This is a genomic window from Dyadobacter endophyticus, assembly GCF_014641595.1.
Classification (GTDB): domain Bacteria; phylum Bacteroidota; class Bacteroidia; order Cytophagales; family Spirosomataceae; genus Dyadobacter; species Dyadobacter endophyticus.
Genome location: NZ_BMIA01000003.1, coordinates 30,221 through 46,930, shown reverse-complemented (window position 1 = coordinate 46,930; position 16,710 = coordinate 30,221). Strand labels below are relative to the sequence as shown.

Genomic DNA, 16,710 nt, shown 5'->3' with positions numbered 1-16,710 from the left:
TGTTTTTATACCACACTATGAAAAAGCTTCTTTTTCTGCTGCTGAGCTATATCCAGTTCGCAGCCTTTTCCCAATCGATCGATCAGATCATTGATTCCAAAATCAAAGCTTCGGAGATAAAGCAGAAAGCCTATGCTGACAGCCTGTTTAAGGTAACCGGTCCGAAACCGGATACTGTTAAGCCTACCCCGGATACCCGCAAGAATTGCGCTGAAATTGGAAGAGACCCGAAGATTATCAGCATTTCGGCCATCAAATCAAACAGCCTGAGTTTGGAGTTTGATGCAAACAATGTTTTTGAATTGGAGTTTGATATACTGAATTCCTCCGGTGCTCAGCTCTATCGCGGCACCAAGAAGCCGAGTAGTGCCCGCGTCCAGTTGACCTATCCGGCTCAATCAAACGGGGTTTATACGTTGAAAATACGCGGGTTTTCCTGCAAATCCCCTGATAACATAAAAGCCTTTGAGATAAAGACTGATCAGGGCGGCGGTACAACCGATCCGGGTAGCGGCAATGGTGAGGGGAACAACTCGCCGCCTCCTACGGATAGGAAGTTCACCTATCAGATTATTATGGGGACCACTGGCAGTGGTTTCGATCCAAATGCAACGCATGGAATTAAAGAGGGTGGCTTTAATCCCGACGGTAGTTATTACGAGGGGTGGTTAGACCGGATTGAGGCGGCCAAATTCAGTTGGGGATACGGAATATCAGGAATTGCCCTTTGGGTTCCGTGGGATACCTACGAGCCCACTCCGGGCAATTATCAGGAGGCCGGGTTTAAGCGTGTGATCGAATTTTGCCGCGCTCGTGATCTTTCATTGAGCGTGGTTTTTATGCGCCGCCGAGCGCAGGGTGATGGATTCATCAAGGATAGCGAGATTATTTTAGGCAGCAATGGCACTCCTTACATTGAGGGGGTGCAGGGTTTTGGCTCTGTCTATGCCGGGTATGCGAATGATCGTGTCAATGCCTTGTCAGCCGGGGCGATCAAATCTATCGCCCGGCTCATGGCTACGTATGAGAAATCTTTTTACATCACCCTTGGGGGTGGCGGAGCCGGGGAGCAGGTTAACTACGTATTTCCCGGAAAAGAATACCGAGAGGCCGCTGACTTTTCAGACGACAACCAGAACACGTTTACTACCTGGCAGCGGGCAAGAGGCATAGCTAAAAAAGTCGGCCGACCGCCAATGATCCAGGGCACTTGGAATGACTGGCCGCACCCAGATTGGAACGATAAAGATTCACTGGCGATTGAGTTTGGCCGATTTACAACCTACGGGATAAAAAAGGCCTTTGATAGCTTTGCGGAAGCTGTAAGGAGCGAGACTAATAAGCTGGTTGTCACTTATTTCTATTCTGTTACTTCTAACCAGCAACTTCGCTCCATCGCGAGCCCTAATATCAATTACATAGCTGCCAAAGCGGACGGACTGTATGGAAGTGATGGCGACGGGATAGGCGATCAGAAAGCCAAATTTAAGGTTAACGCCCTTAACCTGGGAACTTTCCCGGGCAAGGTGTCTATGGCTGAGCAGGATGTGGACGACGTTACCACATACAAGGAGAATAATCGCGGCAAGATGCCTCCGTATTGTGTAGGGGGGATTTATTACGATGTTTTTGAAAATACGACCCGATCCCTCTTTTCGAGGGGGCTGATGGCTATGAATTTCGCAATGTCGTGGTGTGTGTCTGAAATAAAAGGTGCTGAACCTGCATTGTACCGCCTGAAACAGGACTTTGTGGGCCACGAATACAAGTGGCCGAATGTCAATGCCTCCAATACCGTAACTGTGAACGTCACGGACAAATACCGGCAGAGCATTGACTTAATGGGGGACATTACCGACCTAGAAAACAAGTTCGTAAAATACACAGACTATAACTTCTTTGGCGGCGTAAGCCCGGAGGTAGGTGATGGAGGCGGCCCGGCACCGCAACCGTCGAAAGATTACTCGCCGGTCAAATCGTACGTCGAAGCGAATCTCGCTAACGCCTACAATTGGAATGCCGTATTTGATTTGAGGTCGCCATCTGGCGAGCTGTACTCATTCGAGAAGGGTGGCAAAACGAAAGATACGCGATTCAAAGTGATGTCGCACTCCAAGTTTGTCACGGGTGTAATTATCTCCTATCTGATAGAAAAGGGCAAGCTGTCGCTCGACACGAAAGTCGGCGATGTAATTCCATCATGGAAGAACGCGGAGGGCTCAGGAATCACGCTCAGCCAGATTATGGGCCACCTTTCCGGGATTCCTGACGACCAGTCTCATGAAGGGATGGATCGACTTGATCAGTACGTAGACTGGCTGGCGAATGTCCCTTTGAAATTCACACCAGGTGCGACGTTCTCGTACTCTTCCGTTTCCTACCAAGTCGCGGCCCGCATGGCTGAAATCGTGACGGGAAAGGCCTGGAAGGATTTGTTTCGGGAAATCCTCGCAGATCCATGCGAAATGGGCGATGCAGAATTCAATCCGAGCGAAGGGCCGATACCTGGTAAGCCATTGAACCCGCTGGCCGGATATGGTCTGCAATGCAGCGTGAACCAATGGATGAACTTCATCGGTATGATACGCGACAAAGGCATGTTCAAGGGTCGGCGCGTGCTCAATGAAAGGGTTTTCGATATCCTAAAAACGCCGACCTCGCGCGGTTGGAGCGATTGGGGAGTGGGGGTGATGATCAAAGATGGTAAGTATGTTAGTGAAGCCGCTAACGGCCCCGGCACCACCATTCTGGAGGGTGAGTACGCGTGGACGATCTTCACGGATTCCAGCTACGATAAAACCTACTGGCAGAATATCGAAGTGCGTAAAATGGTAGATCAGATTTACAAACGGCAATAGGCGAAGCCATGAGAGACGCACACTGGAAAATCATCGCCGGGTTGCTGGTTGTGATCCTGGCCCTTGCCTGCATCCTTTGGTATCGCGGCTTCCGGCAGCCAACACCAAACCCGGAAGCTCCGAGTTTTGCCGACACAATCCGAGAAAACAAACGACGTGCCGACCGGAATGCAGATACAGCAAAAAGTCATCAGCAGCAATATGAAATCAATCATCACAAATACGTTCGCTGGGATTCTCTTCCTTCTGGCCGGGACAGTTTGGGCGCAAGGATCTACCGCGACGCCCAGGCAAAGGACAGTTTACGAAGCCGCACTCCTTGATAGTGCCTACCGATACGAACTTTTGAAACCCACTTTTTTCAGTTTAAAGTCAGCCTATGAATACCGAGGAAAGGAAGTCGAAGACATCCGAAATGCGCTGCGTCTGTCCGAATTGCAAAATGTCGTGCAAAAGGAAAAATACGAAGCCGCCCTCAGGTCCACTGGAACCAAATATTGGAAAGGTTTCCGAGATGGATCCATTTTCGGGGCAATAGTGGGATTCTTAACCGGGCGAAAAGCCCAATAACTGTAAAAACATGAAGTTTTTCGAGCATTTTAACCTTACCTCAATGTTTGCATCTATCGGTTTGACAATAAAAGGAATGATCACAAGTCCCACCTTCCTTTTGCTATCATCATCCACAGTGGGATTTATTCAGGTCTTCAACTACCGAAAAGATTTGACCATTGATCTGGTTGCCGCTACTGGCATCGGCTTTGCTTTGATGACTTTTTTGGGGCTGGTTAAGCACTATAAGTCTGGCGAGGCGAAGGCTGAGATATTTATGCGAAAGACTGTCGAGCAGTTTGTTGTAATGGTTTCGGTCGTCCTTCTCGGATACATCGCTTCAATCATCCTTTCTGTGGTCTTCAAGATCGTAACGTCATCGGTTGATGGCGCCAATCCTGTACCAGGCGTTGCGCTGTATTTCATTTTCGCTGGATACGGAGTGATGTTCACGTACTATTTCATCAAGTCGTGCGATCTGATTGATCAGATACTGCCGAACCTGCTGCCGAAGTGGTTCAGCGCGCCATTCCGGAAGTTCCGACAGACTGGTGATTATAAAGATTTGCTTTCGATGGCCAGGGAGGAAGAAGAAGCCAAAACGACGCAGCCATGAAATCGCAAGCGCAACTGATTGCCAAATTTGGCGATCCATACAATGACCGGCTCGGGTTTGAACGCAAATGGATGGTGCTGTGGATTGTCCCGGCTGACATCCGTGCGGCCATTCCCTGTTTGCCTTCCAGAATTTATTTAAACAGGCTTATCCGGGATGTTCTGGAAAAGACCCTGCGAAAGCTTATTGAACTCGGCCTGCATACGGAAATTGTAAGCTATGACGGCGTTTTCAACATCCGACCGAAGCGCGGCAGCTCTGGAATATCTCTGCATTCTTGGGGGATTGCTGTTGATCTGAATGCGGGCCTGAACCCGTTCCGGGGAAAGGTTACCTGGTCCGCTTCATTTCTGAAAGTATGGAGAGATATTGGATGGATATGTGGTGCTGATTGGTCGGCAGCCTCGAAAGATGGAATGCATTTTCAGTGGGAGAATTATTAAAGGGGCGCGAAGCCCCTTTTTTATGCATGTCCGTTTTCTTCCAGCCATTTTTTCATCAAAAGTAGCCGAAGTATCAGCGGCTCATTCGCCCTCTCATTGCCATCGGCGTCCATTGAATTGAAGTGAAGCTCAACGAACCGTTTTGGATCGTCGACTTTCATTGATTTGTGTATCCACACTGTTTCCGCTGGGAGCTCCCGGCCATCAAACCATTCTTTAAGTTCTTGTGCTGTCATTCGTCGTCATTTACTAGTTCCGCTTTGCACGCGACGGCATATCCGCGCTCCATCACAATTATCCCTTTTCCAGTAATCATTAATCTCCGATAGGGGTAAGTGTTGTTTGACACCAAGACTTCTTCGCCGATATTTGGTATCAAGCCAACCGGCATCCTCAAAGAATGTGTGATGATGGGATTAGTATCATCTTCGGTAATTGTTACAGAAATTTCGATCATAAGGCGTGATTTCTCGTAAAAATAAAACACCTCGCATACAATGCATACGAGGTGTCGAAATTTACACTTCTAAAACATGATTTCTCATGCTTACTTCAATTTCATATGTCTCCTGCCGCCTTCATTGCTTCCAGCAGATTCTGAGCTTCTTCGATTGCCTCTCCTTTCGTCCAGCCCCAGAATGTTCCTCCCAGAATATGACGGTCCGATTCTGAAACCTTCGGAGTGTCTATGGTCGGCATGCCGTCTTCCGGGCCCCATGCATCAAATACTTCCCCGTCCTTGCGCAGGATTATTTCAAATGGCATTTTGCCGAAGCTGACCTGTTCGAGATACTTGTCAACTTTGATGTCCATTGCATCGATCTCACTTCGCTCGCGCAGAACCGGATCGATCGCACCCTGCATGTGGCTGGCCAGAATCTCCGCGTACTCGCGGTTGGTGAAGGCGGCCTGCGGCTGCTGCGTGTCGTTTCCGGCATATACCACCCAAGCATGGTTCGGATATACTACCGGCTCCAATTTCGCCGCGACTTCCTCCCGCCAGGCAGTATATTCAGCGGCCAGTTGCAGCTTCATTGCCTCCATGCTGAATTCCTCGAATTCCTCCTTCTCGTTTTTAACTGTTCCAAATTTCATAGTAGTTGATGAATTATAGTTGTTGAAATCGTTGTTAGCCATTCCACCTGGTTGACAGGTATATGGCATCTCTTATCGCTTCAAGGGAATCTTTGGCCCAAAAAGTGCCAGAATAAATCGCAGGATAGCCTGGGTCACGAGATGGTCTTTGAATTTTAAATATTTCGTACGGATTGTCTTCCGTTGCAGGCTTCCCGTTTTCAAGGGTAACATAAAATGGAATTTTTCTATCAAGTGCTTCATTTCTGTACCTATCAACTTGCACATGGATATCCTTGGTGTCCATAAGTACGGGGGGAATACTACCGATAATGTAGGGTGCGACGTATTTTGCCAACTGCAAATCGTAGAATGCTACCTGCTGTACGGGCACGCTTATTCTGATCTTTTCTTCTTTACATCGCCGGACAAAAAACTCATCCTTCTTGCGTTCGAGCTCTTCTTCATCGATCAATTTTAGGGAGGCATCGTTCTTGGAAATTTCATCCCATTCGGCCTCTATCTCACGAAATTTTCTAACAAAAACCTCAGGCTTAACAAGAAATTTGGTTTCATAAGTCTGAATAACCCAGGCTTTTTCGCTACCCTGAACCTCGTCGGTGCCTAGATCGACTTCGGGAGCTATACGAATGTTTTCCATGTTCTGACCCATGTTTGGTGTTTGATAACCAAAGTTAAAAAATCGTTTTGAAACTTGTATGTCATTTTGATACTTTTGTTATCATTTTTTTGATACAAATTTCATCAACAAGCAATGCGATACGGAAGTTTAAAGGTCGGTGACATGTTATACCTACCCAAAGGGATGACGGTGGGTTGCCATAATGTTCAGGTGAGGGTCCTGGGGCCGCACATGAGCCCTTTTGATGAAAAAGTGGGCGACGGCAGATTTAAGCTCGGAGTCGAATATTGTAGCCGGGAAGATGTATTCATCGAGCGAATGGAGGTCAGAGAGCGGATTATCAACATATTTAAAGAGATGTCTATCCCGCTCGACATCAGTATTCTTGACAGGTTTCTATTCCATCAAATCCGCAATGCTCCATTATACAAACTGATGCTCCCGCACGGTAGCTATGTCATTACCAAAATAATCTTTAAAGAGGGTATGCAATGGGTCTATTGCGAAGAAATGTATAACGATCCACCATCTCAAATTTACTTTTGGCAGGGCCCGTTCTCAGGGATTTGCGAGATTGTTCACAACAATATTCAACCGAAAGGTATAAGGTGATTTACCAGATTTACTACTTTAGACATTCAACAGGTAATCATGGCTTTTACGGCAGACGATTTTGAGATAGATCACTTCGGAGTAATTCTTCATATCAAAGTCCTTGAAATGCAGGAGCGAACTGTTTTCCGGATTATCTTCTCCGATTTCCAGGATGATTTGTTTATCACCAGGGCCACGCTGTCCGACGGAAAGCGTTACTGGATGACGGTACCGGAAGATCCGAAGCGGCAAACCCAAGCCATTGAAATAGGCCGTGAAATTGTTGCTTACTTTAAAGTTCAGAAAAATGTGTAACTACAATAGGCAAAAGGTCCTTAAAACGGAGTATGTGACGTTGAAGGACATTGAGAAGGATATCAAAAAGTACAAGCTCGACCAGGCCAAGCCGATCAACAACGGTTTCGACTATGCCCCAATTTTTGTTATCAAGCCCAACTATTCCAAAAACGACTATGATATCGTGGAAATGGAATGGGGATACCTGCCGAATTATGTTTCTGACCGGGACCGAGCGAAGGAATTCCGGAACGGGTATAAAAAGCCTGATGGAAGTTATCAGCAAGGCATCACGACGCTAAATGCCCGCGGCGAAGAGTTGCTTTCGATCGATCCAAAGACTGGCCGCGAAAAGATGTTCAGGGATGCTGCATTGAATCGCCGGTGCCTTGTGCTATCAACTGGTTTCTTCGACTGGCGCCATGTGTATCGCCGGAATAAGAAGACCGGGGAGCCATTAAAAACAGCAGATAAATACCCGTATTTCGTCAGCCTGAAAGATCAGGAATACTTCTTCATGGCCGGCGTTTGGAATCCCTGGACGGATCGGAAAAGTGGGGAGCACATCGAAACGGTTACCATCGTCACCACGGAGGCAAATAAGCTGATGTCACAGGTTCACAATGCGAAGAACCGAATGCCGACGATTTTGGACAGCAATTTGGCTTGGGAATGGATTACGGGTGATTTATCTGAGCAACGGATCACAGAGATTGCAACCACTCAGTACGATACTGAAAAAATGCAAGCATGCACCATAATGCAGGATTTTCGGACTTCGGAAGAACCAACGATCCCTTTCATATATCCTGAAATGCCGCCGTTGGACCAGACAATCGCGAATGAAACTCCGCCGGCGCAGCTGTCACTTTTTTAAGGTCTAATCAATTTCAACTTGAACTCCATTACCAAGACGAAATTTCCTGGGTACTTGAACGTGGCCCAAGCGGTTCATAGTGAAGATAAATTCGTTTCCATTTTGGACGATATTTCCGGCATTAAAAGTGAAATCTCCCCTGAGATCAAAATAGTCAAGGTGGGCGTGCATGAACTTGATCGCATCTTCCTTGGTATCGCCTGGCTCACCGATGATCGTCTGCTTTGACCCTTCCTTCCAGGTTTTGTACCCTTTAAAGTTTTTATCTATTTCCATGGAACATCGAGTTTAGACAACAAAATAGGAAAAACTTCTTTTAAGTTGCAATTCAACACTGCCAGATAAACCATATGGATTTTTTTATCTTAACATCTGATTCCAAGCTATTTGACTTTGACAAAGCGCAACTCGACGCAATCAACCAGGAAAATATCACCCGACATGGCCTTTTGGTGCATACTGATGTTTCCGACTACGCAGGCGACATGATCACTTTTTTGACCACGATCGAGATCGGTAGAGTGAAGGAGGGGACTGCGGACATCGCAGAACCACAACGGCTGATGACTTTCAAAGGCAAAACAGTCTTCAAGTTGCAGACTCCCGAGCTCCTAACGTTTGGAGTAACTGACCGCGCGGTTTCAGTGATGGAAACGATGATCACTCTGTCGCAAGCTCATGCATACGGAGCATTTAACGTCACCGTGCGAGAAATGGGAATTCTTAGGCTTCCAATGGAAGTAAGCCCGGTTGAGAAATATCTTCTTGATATTACGGCATTCCTCACTGCGCATATTCAATAAAATCACCTTCACCAATAAACACCACAGCCATGCCAGAAGTACCAGAACTCAACATCGTCGGAATTACGCTTCAAAAGCATTTCAAAGGGCAGAAGTTCAAGAGCATCGACGTCCTATGGAAAAAGCGTGTCAAAGCCAGTAACGAAGAATTCAACGAGGCATTCAAGGGCTCCAAACTCGAATATGTCGACAGGAACGGGAAGGAGTTACACCTACATTTCGACAACGGGAATGTGCTGGGTATCCACATGATGCTCACCGGCAAAATGATCCTGCTGCCGACAGAAGAGAACCTGAAAAATCCGATCTTCGAACTTCTATTCGAGAACGGCGCGGGCGTTATGGTCCTGGATGGCATGGGACAGGCAAAACCGATACTGAATCCCGAGGTGCCCAATGTCCCCGATATCCTGAGCGATGATTTCACGTTGGAATACTTTGCAAAATACCTTTCCAAAGCGTCGGGCAAAATCAAGGAAGTGATCCAGAAGCAGGATAAAATCCGGGGTATCGGCAGTGCCTACGCCGACGAAATCCTGTGGTGCGCGAAAATCTCGCCCTATTCTGTTGCCAAGAACATTCCGGCTGACAAGGTGAAAGAATTACACAACGCAATTAAGACTGTGACGGTGGAAGCAACCGAGGAGCTCGCGAAGATCAAAACCTCGGATGACGTTTTTGAAATGGAAAACAAGGATCACCGCTTCGTGCACAATCCAAAAAAGAAAACTTCGCCCGAGGGAGAGGAAATTATTGTCGGTAAGCTGGGCAGCGGGAAAACATATTACACTGAGAGTCAAACATTATACTAGGCCGATAAAAAGGAAAAGGGCTTTCGCCCTTAAATCCTTCTGGTTCCATCGAAAACTATTGGTCCCCGTGGATTTAAAAAATCCGGCCTTTTCGTTGTCCCGCGCAAATGGTAGTCATCCCCACGTCGATCAAACATAAAAGTGTCCCCGGGGTACTTTCCTCCCAAATACTTGTAAACAACCACCCCTTCCGCTTCGAACGTTTTTTCGAATTTCCCCGATTCAATACCCTGGGCGAGGGTTTTCATGAGATTTCCTCGCAGCTGCGAGACATGATTTTCAAACCAGTTTGTCACGTAGACATGTTCAAAAAAGATATCCATTTTATTGTATTTTACACTGGAACTGAGTGAACCAGCCCAATACAACAGATGCCGAAAGTAGAAAAGTTTCCTGTGTGGACAAAAATATCTAAATAGTTACATCATGCGGGTTCGACTTCAATGAAGTTTACATTTACGCTGCAAGTGATTCGGTCCAGGCTTTGACCACATGCGGGACCACGCTATTACCGATGAACTTTTTCTGATCCGACTGGTTTCCGGCCAGCTTGTAGTTTGCAGGGAACCCCTGAATACAAAGCAGCTCCGGCACTTTCAACATTCTCATTTTGATATCGGCAATCCCGTACATCGACATGAAAATCTTAATCCGGATCATCACTTCGGGATCGTCGTCATAAACTGGGATTCCGATTTCAGGATCTATATCGAACTGGATCAGGTACAGCGGCGCTTTGTCCTGGCGAGCGATGATCACCGGGCACGGTTGCATTGTGGATGTAGTGTGCCCGCCATGCGAGGGATTCAAAATGAACGGGTCGCAGCTGATAAGCCGATGTTTGTCATTCGGCATGAGCGTTCCGGCAGGGCTTTCCACGGACGAAACTTGCGACTTCCCAAATTGTCGTTCAATCCACTCGGTTTGAATCTTGGCAATGGTGTCGCGTGTGCCTAAGGTCCTGGCCGGTTCGTCGATTGATCCAAGCTGCCCGCCGCTGCTATAATATTGAGTCAGAAAAGCAGGTGACAGTAAATAGGGGTGCCGTCTGCTGGAAACAAGTGTAGGGGCTGGTTCATCGATCGATTTACCTACATTGTTGAAATTGGTATTGAGGATGAACGGCTGACACTGAATTAATGATTGCCCATCCTTCGTCCTGATGACCGCTGCCGGCTCTTCTACCGAGGTAACTTTACTATCTGGGTCGCCGCTGTAATACTTAGTGAGGAAGGAGGCATTTACCAGGGCCTGGGTTCCGGCCGTTGCAATAGTTCCCGCAGGACCGGTTACCGGAATCACCTTCCCCGCTGGTTTCCCGCTGTAATATTTGGCAATGAATGAAGCATTAACGATGCCAAGTCGATTTTGACAGGCTATTGTCGGACACGGCTCATCAATTGAGGGCGGCACGTGCTTCCCGGCAGAGCTCAGCGAATTGTATTTCAAAATGAATGCATCCTTGCCGCCAGCGACAAACTTAACCAAACCGGCATAGATCCTTTCGAGAGAGGCATCTACCAGCGGCTTCTTTCTACCGAAAATGCTTTGTCCTTCATCATCGAAATCGAGCACATCTTTCACAGCCTTCCATTTCTTCAAATCGCCAAACATCCCGCCCTTTGATGGCTTTTTCGAATGAGTTGGCTTCGGCCAAATTATCGGCATACCTGGTTTTGCGAAAATTCCGAACAGCCTGTTACGGCTGGTATAGGCTCCAAAATCCGCACTGTTCAGCTCTCTCCATTCGTCGCGGTATCCGAAGCTGCAAAGGTGTTGCTTCCAGCGTATCCAGTCTCGCCCGTTTTTCGAAGAAATCGGCTTGCCCTTTTCGTTCATCGGTCCCCAGCTCATAAACTCCACCACGTTTTCAATCTGTACGTAATCCGGATCGAGTGCAACAACGTAGCGGTCCAGATGGTGGGCTAATGTGCGACTGTCAGCGTCGCGCTCCTTGCCACCCTTGGCTTTGCTGAAATTGGTGCATTCCAGGCTTGCCCACAGGATCACTTTTGCTTCCGGATAGAAGGCTCGGTAAATATTGACAATGCGGACCAGTTGGCGCATGTGTTCGGTCATGAACAGGAATCCATTCAGCACGCGACCGTAAAGCAGGGTGATGTCTTCCAAGAAGTGATAAACTTCTGGGTGATTCTCCCAATGAGAGTCAATCGCCAAAGGATCATGGTTAACGCATGCTACTACAAATGCAGCTTTCCTTCCGTTGATCATTGCCATATCGAAACCGAGCGTTGTTCCGCCGGCTCCGCAAAAAAGATCTATTACAATGTATTCAGGATGCATAGGGGTTCGACTCTGTTAAGGTGGTTAAAAGGGCAAATCGTCGTCGTATTAGAGCTTTTCAAAGTCAATGCTCGCCAACGGTATCATCAGTTTACCAAACCTGCCAAGCAGGGTGTAATTGAAAATCATCGTTTTCTTTGTGAAGTCAGCAAAGCCTTGATAGCTCCCAGGGGAATCTTCCTGATGGAATCGCATAAGCGAATGGCAACCAAAATCTTCGTCGGCGTCCACGTTGTACACTCCCGGTCGTCCAGTTATTGCAAATCTGTCGCCGCGAATTATTCGCTCCTCTGTTGTCATGGGTTCGGCTCGTTTAAGGTTCCTTTTCAATTCCTTCAATATCCGCTTTCCCTTCAAGCCAATCGAAGGCAGATTCGTCAGAGAAATCCTGCACAAAAGATCGAGCGAGCTCGGCTGATGGGAAGAGAATTTGATCTTCGAAAAGGTATTCGTTGTCTTCGTCTTCCACGAATGCATTGATATGAACGTACTCTTCCATCAGGTCATTTCTCCACCGACGCAAGCAAACAGTGGCATTGTATTGGCCGATATAAATTGTCTTGAAATTCATAGGGGTTCTAATCGTTTAAGGTTTAAAACTGGTCCGATTTCTCCACTTCATCACTTCGAAGAAAAGCGTGTTTTCAAGCTTGTGGCGTGGTTTGTAACCAGCTCCGATGTGCCAATGATTTGTCATTGGCATGTTGCGCATTCGGAAGAACAACTGCGCGAAATCGAGTGTCATTGGTGGATTTCTCATGGTAGGTAATATTTGAGGTAATGCCCTTTTCCGAGAAGCGACATCACCCGGGTTTCACTTCCGGATAAGTCCGCGGCGAGAATGACCTGCGGATATACATATCGTGCGATCCTGGCTTGCATCCGTCTAGCGCGTCACGAGTCCATGCAACAGGATCCGGCTGGTTGTCCTGCTCTTTGTATTCGACATACAGCTGATGAATCTGTTCGTCTTTGTCGAGCACATCGCTGATGAACAGCATCGCCGACATCAGGTGCCGGAACTGTTTGAAGTTGAGCTTTCTCATGGATTCAATTATTGAAAAACACGATGGGAGTATCCCGGTAGAATATTTTACCATCTGGCGTTGCAACAGGCGCAACCCTGAGGATTTTGACGTGAACGATATTTTCGTTTCTCAGCCTCCTGATCTGCTCGCCAGTTTGGTAGAAATATTGAGAGAAGCATGTGTCGTGTGAAACAGCGATGGTCTTAATTGTTGAAATGTCGCTTTTAATCGTAGGTTTCTTCTTTTGCTTGTCCATAGGGGTAGGAGTGAAAGGGCGGGGGATTGCTCCCCCGGACTGGTGGGTTATTCAAAAACTTCTTCTTGCTGCTGGCGCTCTGCCATTACTTCGGCCAGCGGGCGCATGTTGGCCGGGATTTCCGGCCCCTGATCTTCTTCCGATTTGTGCGGGAACACATCCAAAATCGGAGTGAGGATCATGTCGGTGATCTCATAAGGGATTAGGAAATTGCGCATGTTTTCGTTTACACGGTCCAGGGCCTGCTGAATACCTTCGGCGTTGACCAGCATGTAATTGACGATCTTCTTTTCCTTTCCGCTTTTTTCATCCACGGAGAAGTAAATGACCTTCGCTTTGAACCACTGTTCCCCTTCTTCGTAAGTAAACAGGTCAGCCAGTCGCATGCGGGCAATGCTGTGGACGCTGAAATCGCTCGCGTCAGTTACGATCTGCCCGTATGACTTTGCTTCGGCCTCCGTGAAGGATACCGCATCGAACAAATAGGCTTCATCGATGGTTTGAAGTTTTCCCGCTTCGTCTTCTTTCTGATAGCGGATTTTTGATAAGTACCAGCTCGGCATGATATGAGAGATTTAGATATTGAAAATTGATTTGACAAGCTTTGTCAGCCAGAGCAGGATGAGCCAGGGCGATATTGCTATCACGGCGATGATCGTGGCGAGCATCCATATTCCGGCGTAAAGTATTCTTACGGTAGTGATCATCTGATATCGATAGGTTTGAGTTGAATTTTAAAATACCCGCAGGCGCGGGGCCAGATGCCGAAGCAGTATGTCTGGCGGCACGGTCCTAAACCCTTAACTAAATCATGTTTTCTGCCGAGCCGAATCAATTATCTGCTGGGCCACGGCTTTGGTGTCTGCTGAGAAGTTGGCTTTTGGGCCTACCATCCATTGAAGAAATCCAATGTAGTCTTTGGCTGGTTTGCCTTTGTGCTCTCCGATAGTCAGTACGATTTCACCTTCGTTGTTGTACGTGAACTTGCCGCCCAGGTCAATCACTTTCTTATCGAAATTGGTATACAAGGCGAGATCTTCCAGTGTTTGAGGGAATCCTTCGTCATTCTCGTGCTTTTCGATTTGGGCAAGGAAAACGTCGAGTGTCGCTTCGATATCTGCTTCGGCGCTATGCGCGTTTTCCATTTCACGGCCCAGGTAGATGCGAACAGCGTCGGACAAAGTACGTGGGTGTTTGATCTTGAACAGATTCCCGACATCGATCATCAGGAATTGACTATAATCCCAGAACAGGCCAGCGCGGTGAAATTCGTTGAAGAGTAACGGAATGTCGAACCTGTTGCTGTTAAATCCGGCAATGTCGCATCCTTCGAGAAAAGCGAGCAGGCCTTTTGCAATCTGCTTGAAGGTAGGTTCGTTTGCCACATCTTCATCCTTGATGCCATGCACTTCGGATGCACCGGCCGGAATTGGAATTGTCGGGTTGATCAACCGGCAGGATGTCGCATACTGGCCGGATGATGGATCGAGTTTACAAACTGCGATTTCGACGATCCGGTCTTTTTCCGTGTCTGTGCCGGTCGTTTCAAGGTCGATAAAGGCGATGGGCCGCGTGAACTTCATTTTCATTGGTTATTCGATGATTTGAGGTATCACTTCTCTTCTGCTCCATTCCGGAAGGTTCATGCGGATGATGCCGCTTTCGCCTTCTTCACCGTATGAGTCGAAGCCTGGCCAGCTGTTTCTCGCGATGGCTTCTTTCACATTTCGCAATGCGGTCCGGTACCGGTACTTTCCGTTGGCCAGGTCATCGGCATCATAGTAGAACACGACGGGCAGATATGGCAAAACTGTTTGCAGCATGATGCAGAACACGCCGGTACATTTGCGGCCGGTGACCTGCTGGAATACTTCGCAATACATAGCCTCGGAGAGGTAATACATGTACTTGGCAGCGTCGTACTGCATTTTACCAATGTTGTCGGCGTGCGTGGTTTTGAAGCTGATGATTGCATTGCAGCCGATGTTTTCTTCGATCTGGAACGCATCCGGGCGAATCTTAACCGGCAGACCTGTTTCTTCGTCGGTACCGTAAATGCTCACCTCCGGCACGGATCCTTTTAGCAGTTCGGGAATGATGCCGCCGCCATACCGGTAGTAGTTGCGTTTGATCAGGTCGACGATCTGGTATGATTTCGGATCGACGGACACTTTTCCGGTTCGTTTCTTCAATTGGGTGATGTAGCTGCGCATTCCGTCGATCTTGTCAATGCTCAGGCCTGAGCCAAGCACTTGCATGTAGGCTTCGGCAGGGATTTCCGGATCCTTCTGTGTGGCCAGATCCTCCCAGAACTCCATAAGCTTTTGTACTCCTTCTTTTGTCGCAGCGCTCACGGCCGGTTCCAGAGCTAGCATGTTGAACTTTTCCGGTTCCAGGAAAGCCGTATGGCAAAACGTGCCGAGCTCAAAATGGCTTTTTTCTGGTCGCACCTGCTTTTCCTCAGTTGATATCAGATAATGCAGTGGCGATTTTAAAGCCTCTTTCAATGATCCGGATGAGCACGCCTTTGCATCCAGGTATATCTGCATGTCTTCTTCCAGAACTCGGCCGTTGCGGCTTAGCTGGGGTAGGAGGGGCCGGATGTCCATCACCTTCTTGCGCTTTTTCATGAACGTGAGCACATCTTCAAGCGGAGTGTACTGAGTCGGGTCAGTGATGATCGGGTTTAGCTCGGGCCCTTCCTGGGCGTCGCGGAGCATGGAGAAATCGAAGTTCATAGCCGGTTTGGGTCGGCAGGGCTGTTACACCCTGCCGTTGGTTTTAGTCGATGTTGAGAATTAAAGGCTTGATTGACCAGCTATCGGATTTGAATGCATTGCTGCGGTTCTTTTTCTTCCCGAGATAGGTGATCTTCAACGCGGTGCCGCGCTGTACATTCTGGGCGAGCAGCGCGCCGACGAGACGCTTCGATCCATTGCGAACCGATTTGATTTCCATGCGGCTATCCTGTTCGAGGAAATATGCACATTCAAGATCGATCAACACGGGGCTTTCATCCTGGGTAAGTACCTGCGATACGTCGATGCGGTCAAAGAACACGAATTTGGTTTCTCCCGGATTTTCCGGCGTCCAATAATCGGACATCAGATCGAGCGGCATTTCTACCGCCTTGCTCAGGTCGGGGAGGCTCACTACTGAGCCGGTCAGATCAAACACTTGGCCCAATGGGCGGGTGGCTACTGCCACGTCTTCGGTTTTTGCAATTGTTGTCATTGTATTTGTGATTTAGATAATGGTTGATATTTTAGATCTCGTCCGGGAACGGGAGTGGTAGTTTTCCCGCAACTTGCTTGTGTATCACCCTTGATGTTTCGCTAGCAACCATTTGGTCAATTACAAAGCTGCGATCCGCTTTCACTGCCTCGTTGCACATCCATCGAGCATAAAGCTCGGCGGCTTCTTTCCAATAAGGGTCTCCTTTTTCCCAAAAAATTAAATTCCCAAATGTCTTGTGGCCGTGCTTCTGTGCAACTTTCTTTAAGGCGGCTTCAAATGTTAATAGTTGGCTCATGAGATATTTTTCTTGAGATCG

General features: G+C 47.8%; 26 protein-coding genes. 9 read left to right on the top strand and 17 right to left on the bottom strand.

From position 1 onward, the window contains the following. Window positions 1–17: 17 nt before the first annotated feature. The 4 genes from IEY24_RS19975 (at window position 18) to IEY24_RS19960 (ending at window position 4,469) form a co-directional block, all read left to right on the top strand. Window positions 18–2,858 (top strand): serine hydrolase domain-containing protein, encoded by a 2,841-nt coding sequence (locus IEY24_RS19975; RefSeq protein WP_188935379.1) that lies wholly within the window; start codon window positions 18–20, stop codon window positions 2,856–2,858. Between the two features lie 8 nt (window positions 2,859–2,866). Then, on the top strand, window positions 2,867–3,181 hold the full coding sequence (locus IEY24_RS19970; protein ID WP_188935378.1) for a hypothetical protein: 315 nt from the start codon (window positions 2,867–2,869) through the stop codon (window positions 3,179–3,181). Window positions 3,182–3,471: 290 nt separating this feature from the next. After that, window positions 3,472–4,026 carry a hypothetical protein gene (locus IEY24_RS19965; RefSeq protein ID WP_188935377.1) on the top strand — a complete coding sequence of 185 codons (555 nt, stop codon included), beginning with the start codon at window positions 3,472–3,474 and terminating at the stop codon, window positions 4,024–4,026. Further along, window positions 4,023–4,469 (top strand): M15 family metallopeptidase, encoded by a 447-nt coding sequence (locus tag IEY24_RS19960; protein WP_188935376.1) that lies wholly within the window; start codon window positions 4,023–4,025, stop codon window positions 4,467–4,469. Before IEY24_RS19965 ends, IEY24_RS19960 begins: the two co-directional genes overlap by 4 nt. 20 nt (window positions 4,470–4,489) lie before the next feature. On the opposite strand, the gene IEY24_RS19955 is transcribed toward IEY24_RS19960, so the two are convergent. From IEY24_RS19955 to IEY24_RS19940, 4 genes are all read right to left on the bottom strand, one after another. Further along, the gene (locus tag IEY24_RS19955; protein WP_188935374.1) at window positions 4,490–4,705 is read right to left on the bottom strand and encodes a DUF6965 family protein; all 216 of its coding nucleotides are present in this window, start codon (window positions 4,703–4,705) and stop codon (window positions 4,490–4,492) included. Continuing rightward, complete coding sequence (locus IEY24_RS19950) at window positions 4,702–4,926, bottom strand: hypothetical protein (RefSeq protein WP_188935372.1); 225 nt, start codon at window positions 4,924–4,926, stop codon at window positions 4,702–4,704. Before IEY24_RS19950 ends, IEY24_RS19955 begins: the two co-directional genes overlap by 4 nt. A 101-nt stretch (window positions 4,927–5,027) precedes the next feature. Further along, a complete protein-coding gene (locus tag IEY24_RS19945; RefSeq protein ID WP_188935370.1) occupies window positions 5,028–5,564 on the bottom strand; it encodes a hypothetical protein in 537 nt (178 codons plus the stop codon). Window positions 5,565–5,598: 34 nt separating this feature from the next. Continuing rightward, on the bottom strand, window positions 5,599–6,204 hold the full coding sequence (locus IEY24_RS19940) for a hypothetical protein (RefSeq protein WP_188935368.1): 606 nt from the start codon (window positions 6,202–6,204) through the stop codon (window positions 5,599–5,601). 144 nt (window positions 6,205–6,348) lie between these two features. Between IEY24_RS19940 and IEY24_RS19935 the strand changes: the two genes are divergently transcribed. Genes IEY24_RS19935 through IEY24_RS19925 form a run of 3 tightly spaced genes read left to right on the top strand, consistent with a single transcriptional unit; the run spans window position 6,349 to window position 7,954 of the window. Further along, a complete protein-coding gene (locus IEY24_RS19935) occupies window positions 6,349–6,798 on the top strand; it encodes a hypothetical protein (RefSeq protein ID WP_188935366.1) in 450 nt (149 codons plus the stop codon). A 39-nt stretch (window positions 6,799–6,837) separates the two neighbouring features. Next, complete coding sequence (locus IEY24_RS19930) at window positions 6,838–7,095, top strand: hypothetical protein (RefSeq protein ID WP_188935365.1); 258 nt, start codon at window positions 6,838–6,840, stop codon at window positions 7,093–7,095. Next, a complete protein-coding gene (locus tag IEY24_RS19925) occupies window positions 7,088–7,954 on the top strand; it encodes an SOS response-associated peptidase (protein ID WP_188935363.1) in 867 nt (288 codons plus the stop codon). Before IEY24_RS19930 ends, IEY24_RS19925 begins: the two co-directional genes overlap by 8 nt. 3 nt (window positions 7,955–7,957) lie before the next feature. Here IEY24_RS19925 and IEY24_RS19920 read toward each other — a convergent pair whose 3' ends face one another. Further along, complete coding sequence (locus IEY24_RS19920; RefSeq protein ID WP_188935358.1) at window positions 7,958–8,230, bottom strand: hypothetical protein; 273 nt, start codon at window positions 8,228–8,230, stop codon at window positions 7,958–7,960. A gap of 74 nt (window positions 8,231–8,304) precedes the next feature. On the opposite strand from IEY24_RS19920, the gene IEY24_RS19915 reads away from it, so the two are divergent. Further along, complete coding sequence (locus tag IEY24_RS19915; RefSeq protein WP_188935356.1) at window positions 8,305–8,757, top strand: hypothetical protein; 453 nt, start codon at window positions 8,305–8,307, stop codon at window positions 8,755–8,757. A 29-nt stretch (window positions 8,758–8,786) separates the two neighbouring features. Continuing rightward, window positions 8,787–9,569, top strand: coding sequence for a DNA-formamidopyrimidine glycosylase family protein (locus IEY24_RS19910; protein ID WP_188935354.1), 783 nt, complete (start codon window positions 8,787–8,789; stop codon window positions 9,567–9,569). Between the two features lie 29 nt (window positions 9,570–9,598). On the opposite strand, the gene IEY24_RS32815 is transcribed toward IEY24_RS19910, so the two are convergent. The 12 genes from IEY24_RS32815 to IEY24_RS19860 all read right to left on the bottom strand — a co-directional run bounded on the left by IEY24_RS32815 (window position 9,599) and on the right by IEY24_RS19860 (window position 16,689). Further along, window positions 9,599–9,892: a hypothetical protein gene (locus IEY24_RS32815; RefSeq protein WP_229222751.1), complete on the bottom strand. Its 294-nt coding sequence runs from the start codon at window positions 9,890–9,892 to the stop codon at window positions 9,599–9,601. Window positions 9,893–10,025: 133 nt separating this feature from the next. Continuing rightward, on the bottom strand, window positions 10,026–11,873 hold the full coding sequence (locus IEY24_RS19905) for a DNA cytosine methyltransferase (RefSeq protein WP_188935352.1): 1,848 nt from the start codon (window positions 11,871–11,873) through the stop codon (window positions 10,026–10,028). A 48-nt stretch (window positions 11,874–11,921) separates the two neighbouring features. Further along, the gene (locus IEY24_RS19900) at window positions 11,922–12,173 is read right to left on the bottom strand and encodes a hypothetical protein (RefSeq protein ID WP_188935350.1); all 252 of its coding nucleotides are present in this window, start codon (window positions 12,171–12,173) and stop codon (window positions 11,922–11,924) included. 13 nt (window positions 12,174–12,186) lie between these two features. Beyond that, the gene (locus IEY24_RS19895) at window positions 12,187–12,444 is read right to left on the bottom strand and encodes a hypothetical protein (RefSeq protein ID WP_188935348.1); all 258 of its coding nucleotides are present in this window, start codon (window positions 12,442–12,444) and stop codon (window positions 12,187–12,189) included. Between the two features lie 232 nt (window positions 12,445–12,676). Further along, window positions 12,677–12,919, bottom strand: coding sequence for a hypothetical protein (locus IEY24_RS19890; protein WP_188935346.1), 243 nt, complete (start codon window positions 12,917–12,919; stop codon window positions 12,677–12,679). 4 nt (window positions 12,920–12,923) lie between these two features. After that, complete coding sequence (locus IEY24_RS19885) at window positions 12,924–13,157, bottom strand: hypothetical protein (RefSeq protein ID WP_188935344.1); 234 nt, start codon at window positions 13,155–13,157, stop codon at window positions 12,924–12,926. 47 nt (window positions 13,158–13,204) lie between these two features. Next, the gene (locus IEY24_RS19880) at window positions 13,205–13,720 is read right to left on the bottom strand and encodes a DUF4494 domain-containing protein (RefSeq protein WP_188935342.1); all 516 of its coding nucleotides are present in this window, start codon (window positions 13,718–13,720) and stop codon (window positions 13,205–13,207) included. A 12-nt stretch (window positions 13,721–13,732) separates the two neighbouring features. Then, complete coding sequence (locus IEY24_RS32980; RefSeq protein ID WP_262892424.1) at window positions 13,733–13,864, bottom strand: hypothetical protein; 132 nt, start codon at window positions 13,862–13,864, stop codon at window positions 13,733–13,735. 102 nt (window positions 13,865–13,966) lie between these two features. Then, window positions 13,967–14,746, bottom strand: a complete 780-nt coding sequence (locus IEY24_RS19875; protein WP_188935340.1) for a 3'-5' exonuclease — start codon at window positions 14,744–14,746, stop codon at window positions 13,967–13,969. A gap of 3 nt (window positions 14,747–14,749) precedes the next feature. Continuing rightward, window positions 14,750–15,895, bottom strand: coding sequence for a PD-(D/E)XK nuclease-like domain-containing protein (locus tag IEY24_RS19870; protein ID WP_188935338.1), 1,146 nt, complete (start codon window positions 15,893–15,895; stop codon window positions 14,750–14,752). Between the two features lie 43 nt (window positions 15,896–15,938). Beyond that, the gene (locus IEY24_RS19865) at window positions 15,939–16,391 is read right to left on the bottom strand and encodes a hypothetical protein (RefSeq protein WP_188935336.1); all 453 of its coding nucleotides are present in this window, start codon (window positions 16,389–16,391) and stop codon (window positions 15,939–15,941) included. A 31-nt stretch (window positions 16,392–16,422) separates the two neighbouring features. Continuing rightward, on the bottom strand, window positions 16,423–16,689 hold the full coding sequence (locus tag IEY24_RS19860) for a hypothetical protein (protein ID WP_188935334.1): 267 nt from the start codon (window positions 16,687–16,689) through the stop codon (window positions 16,423–16,425). Between the last annotated feature and the right edge of the window lie 21 nt (window positions 16,690–16,710).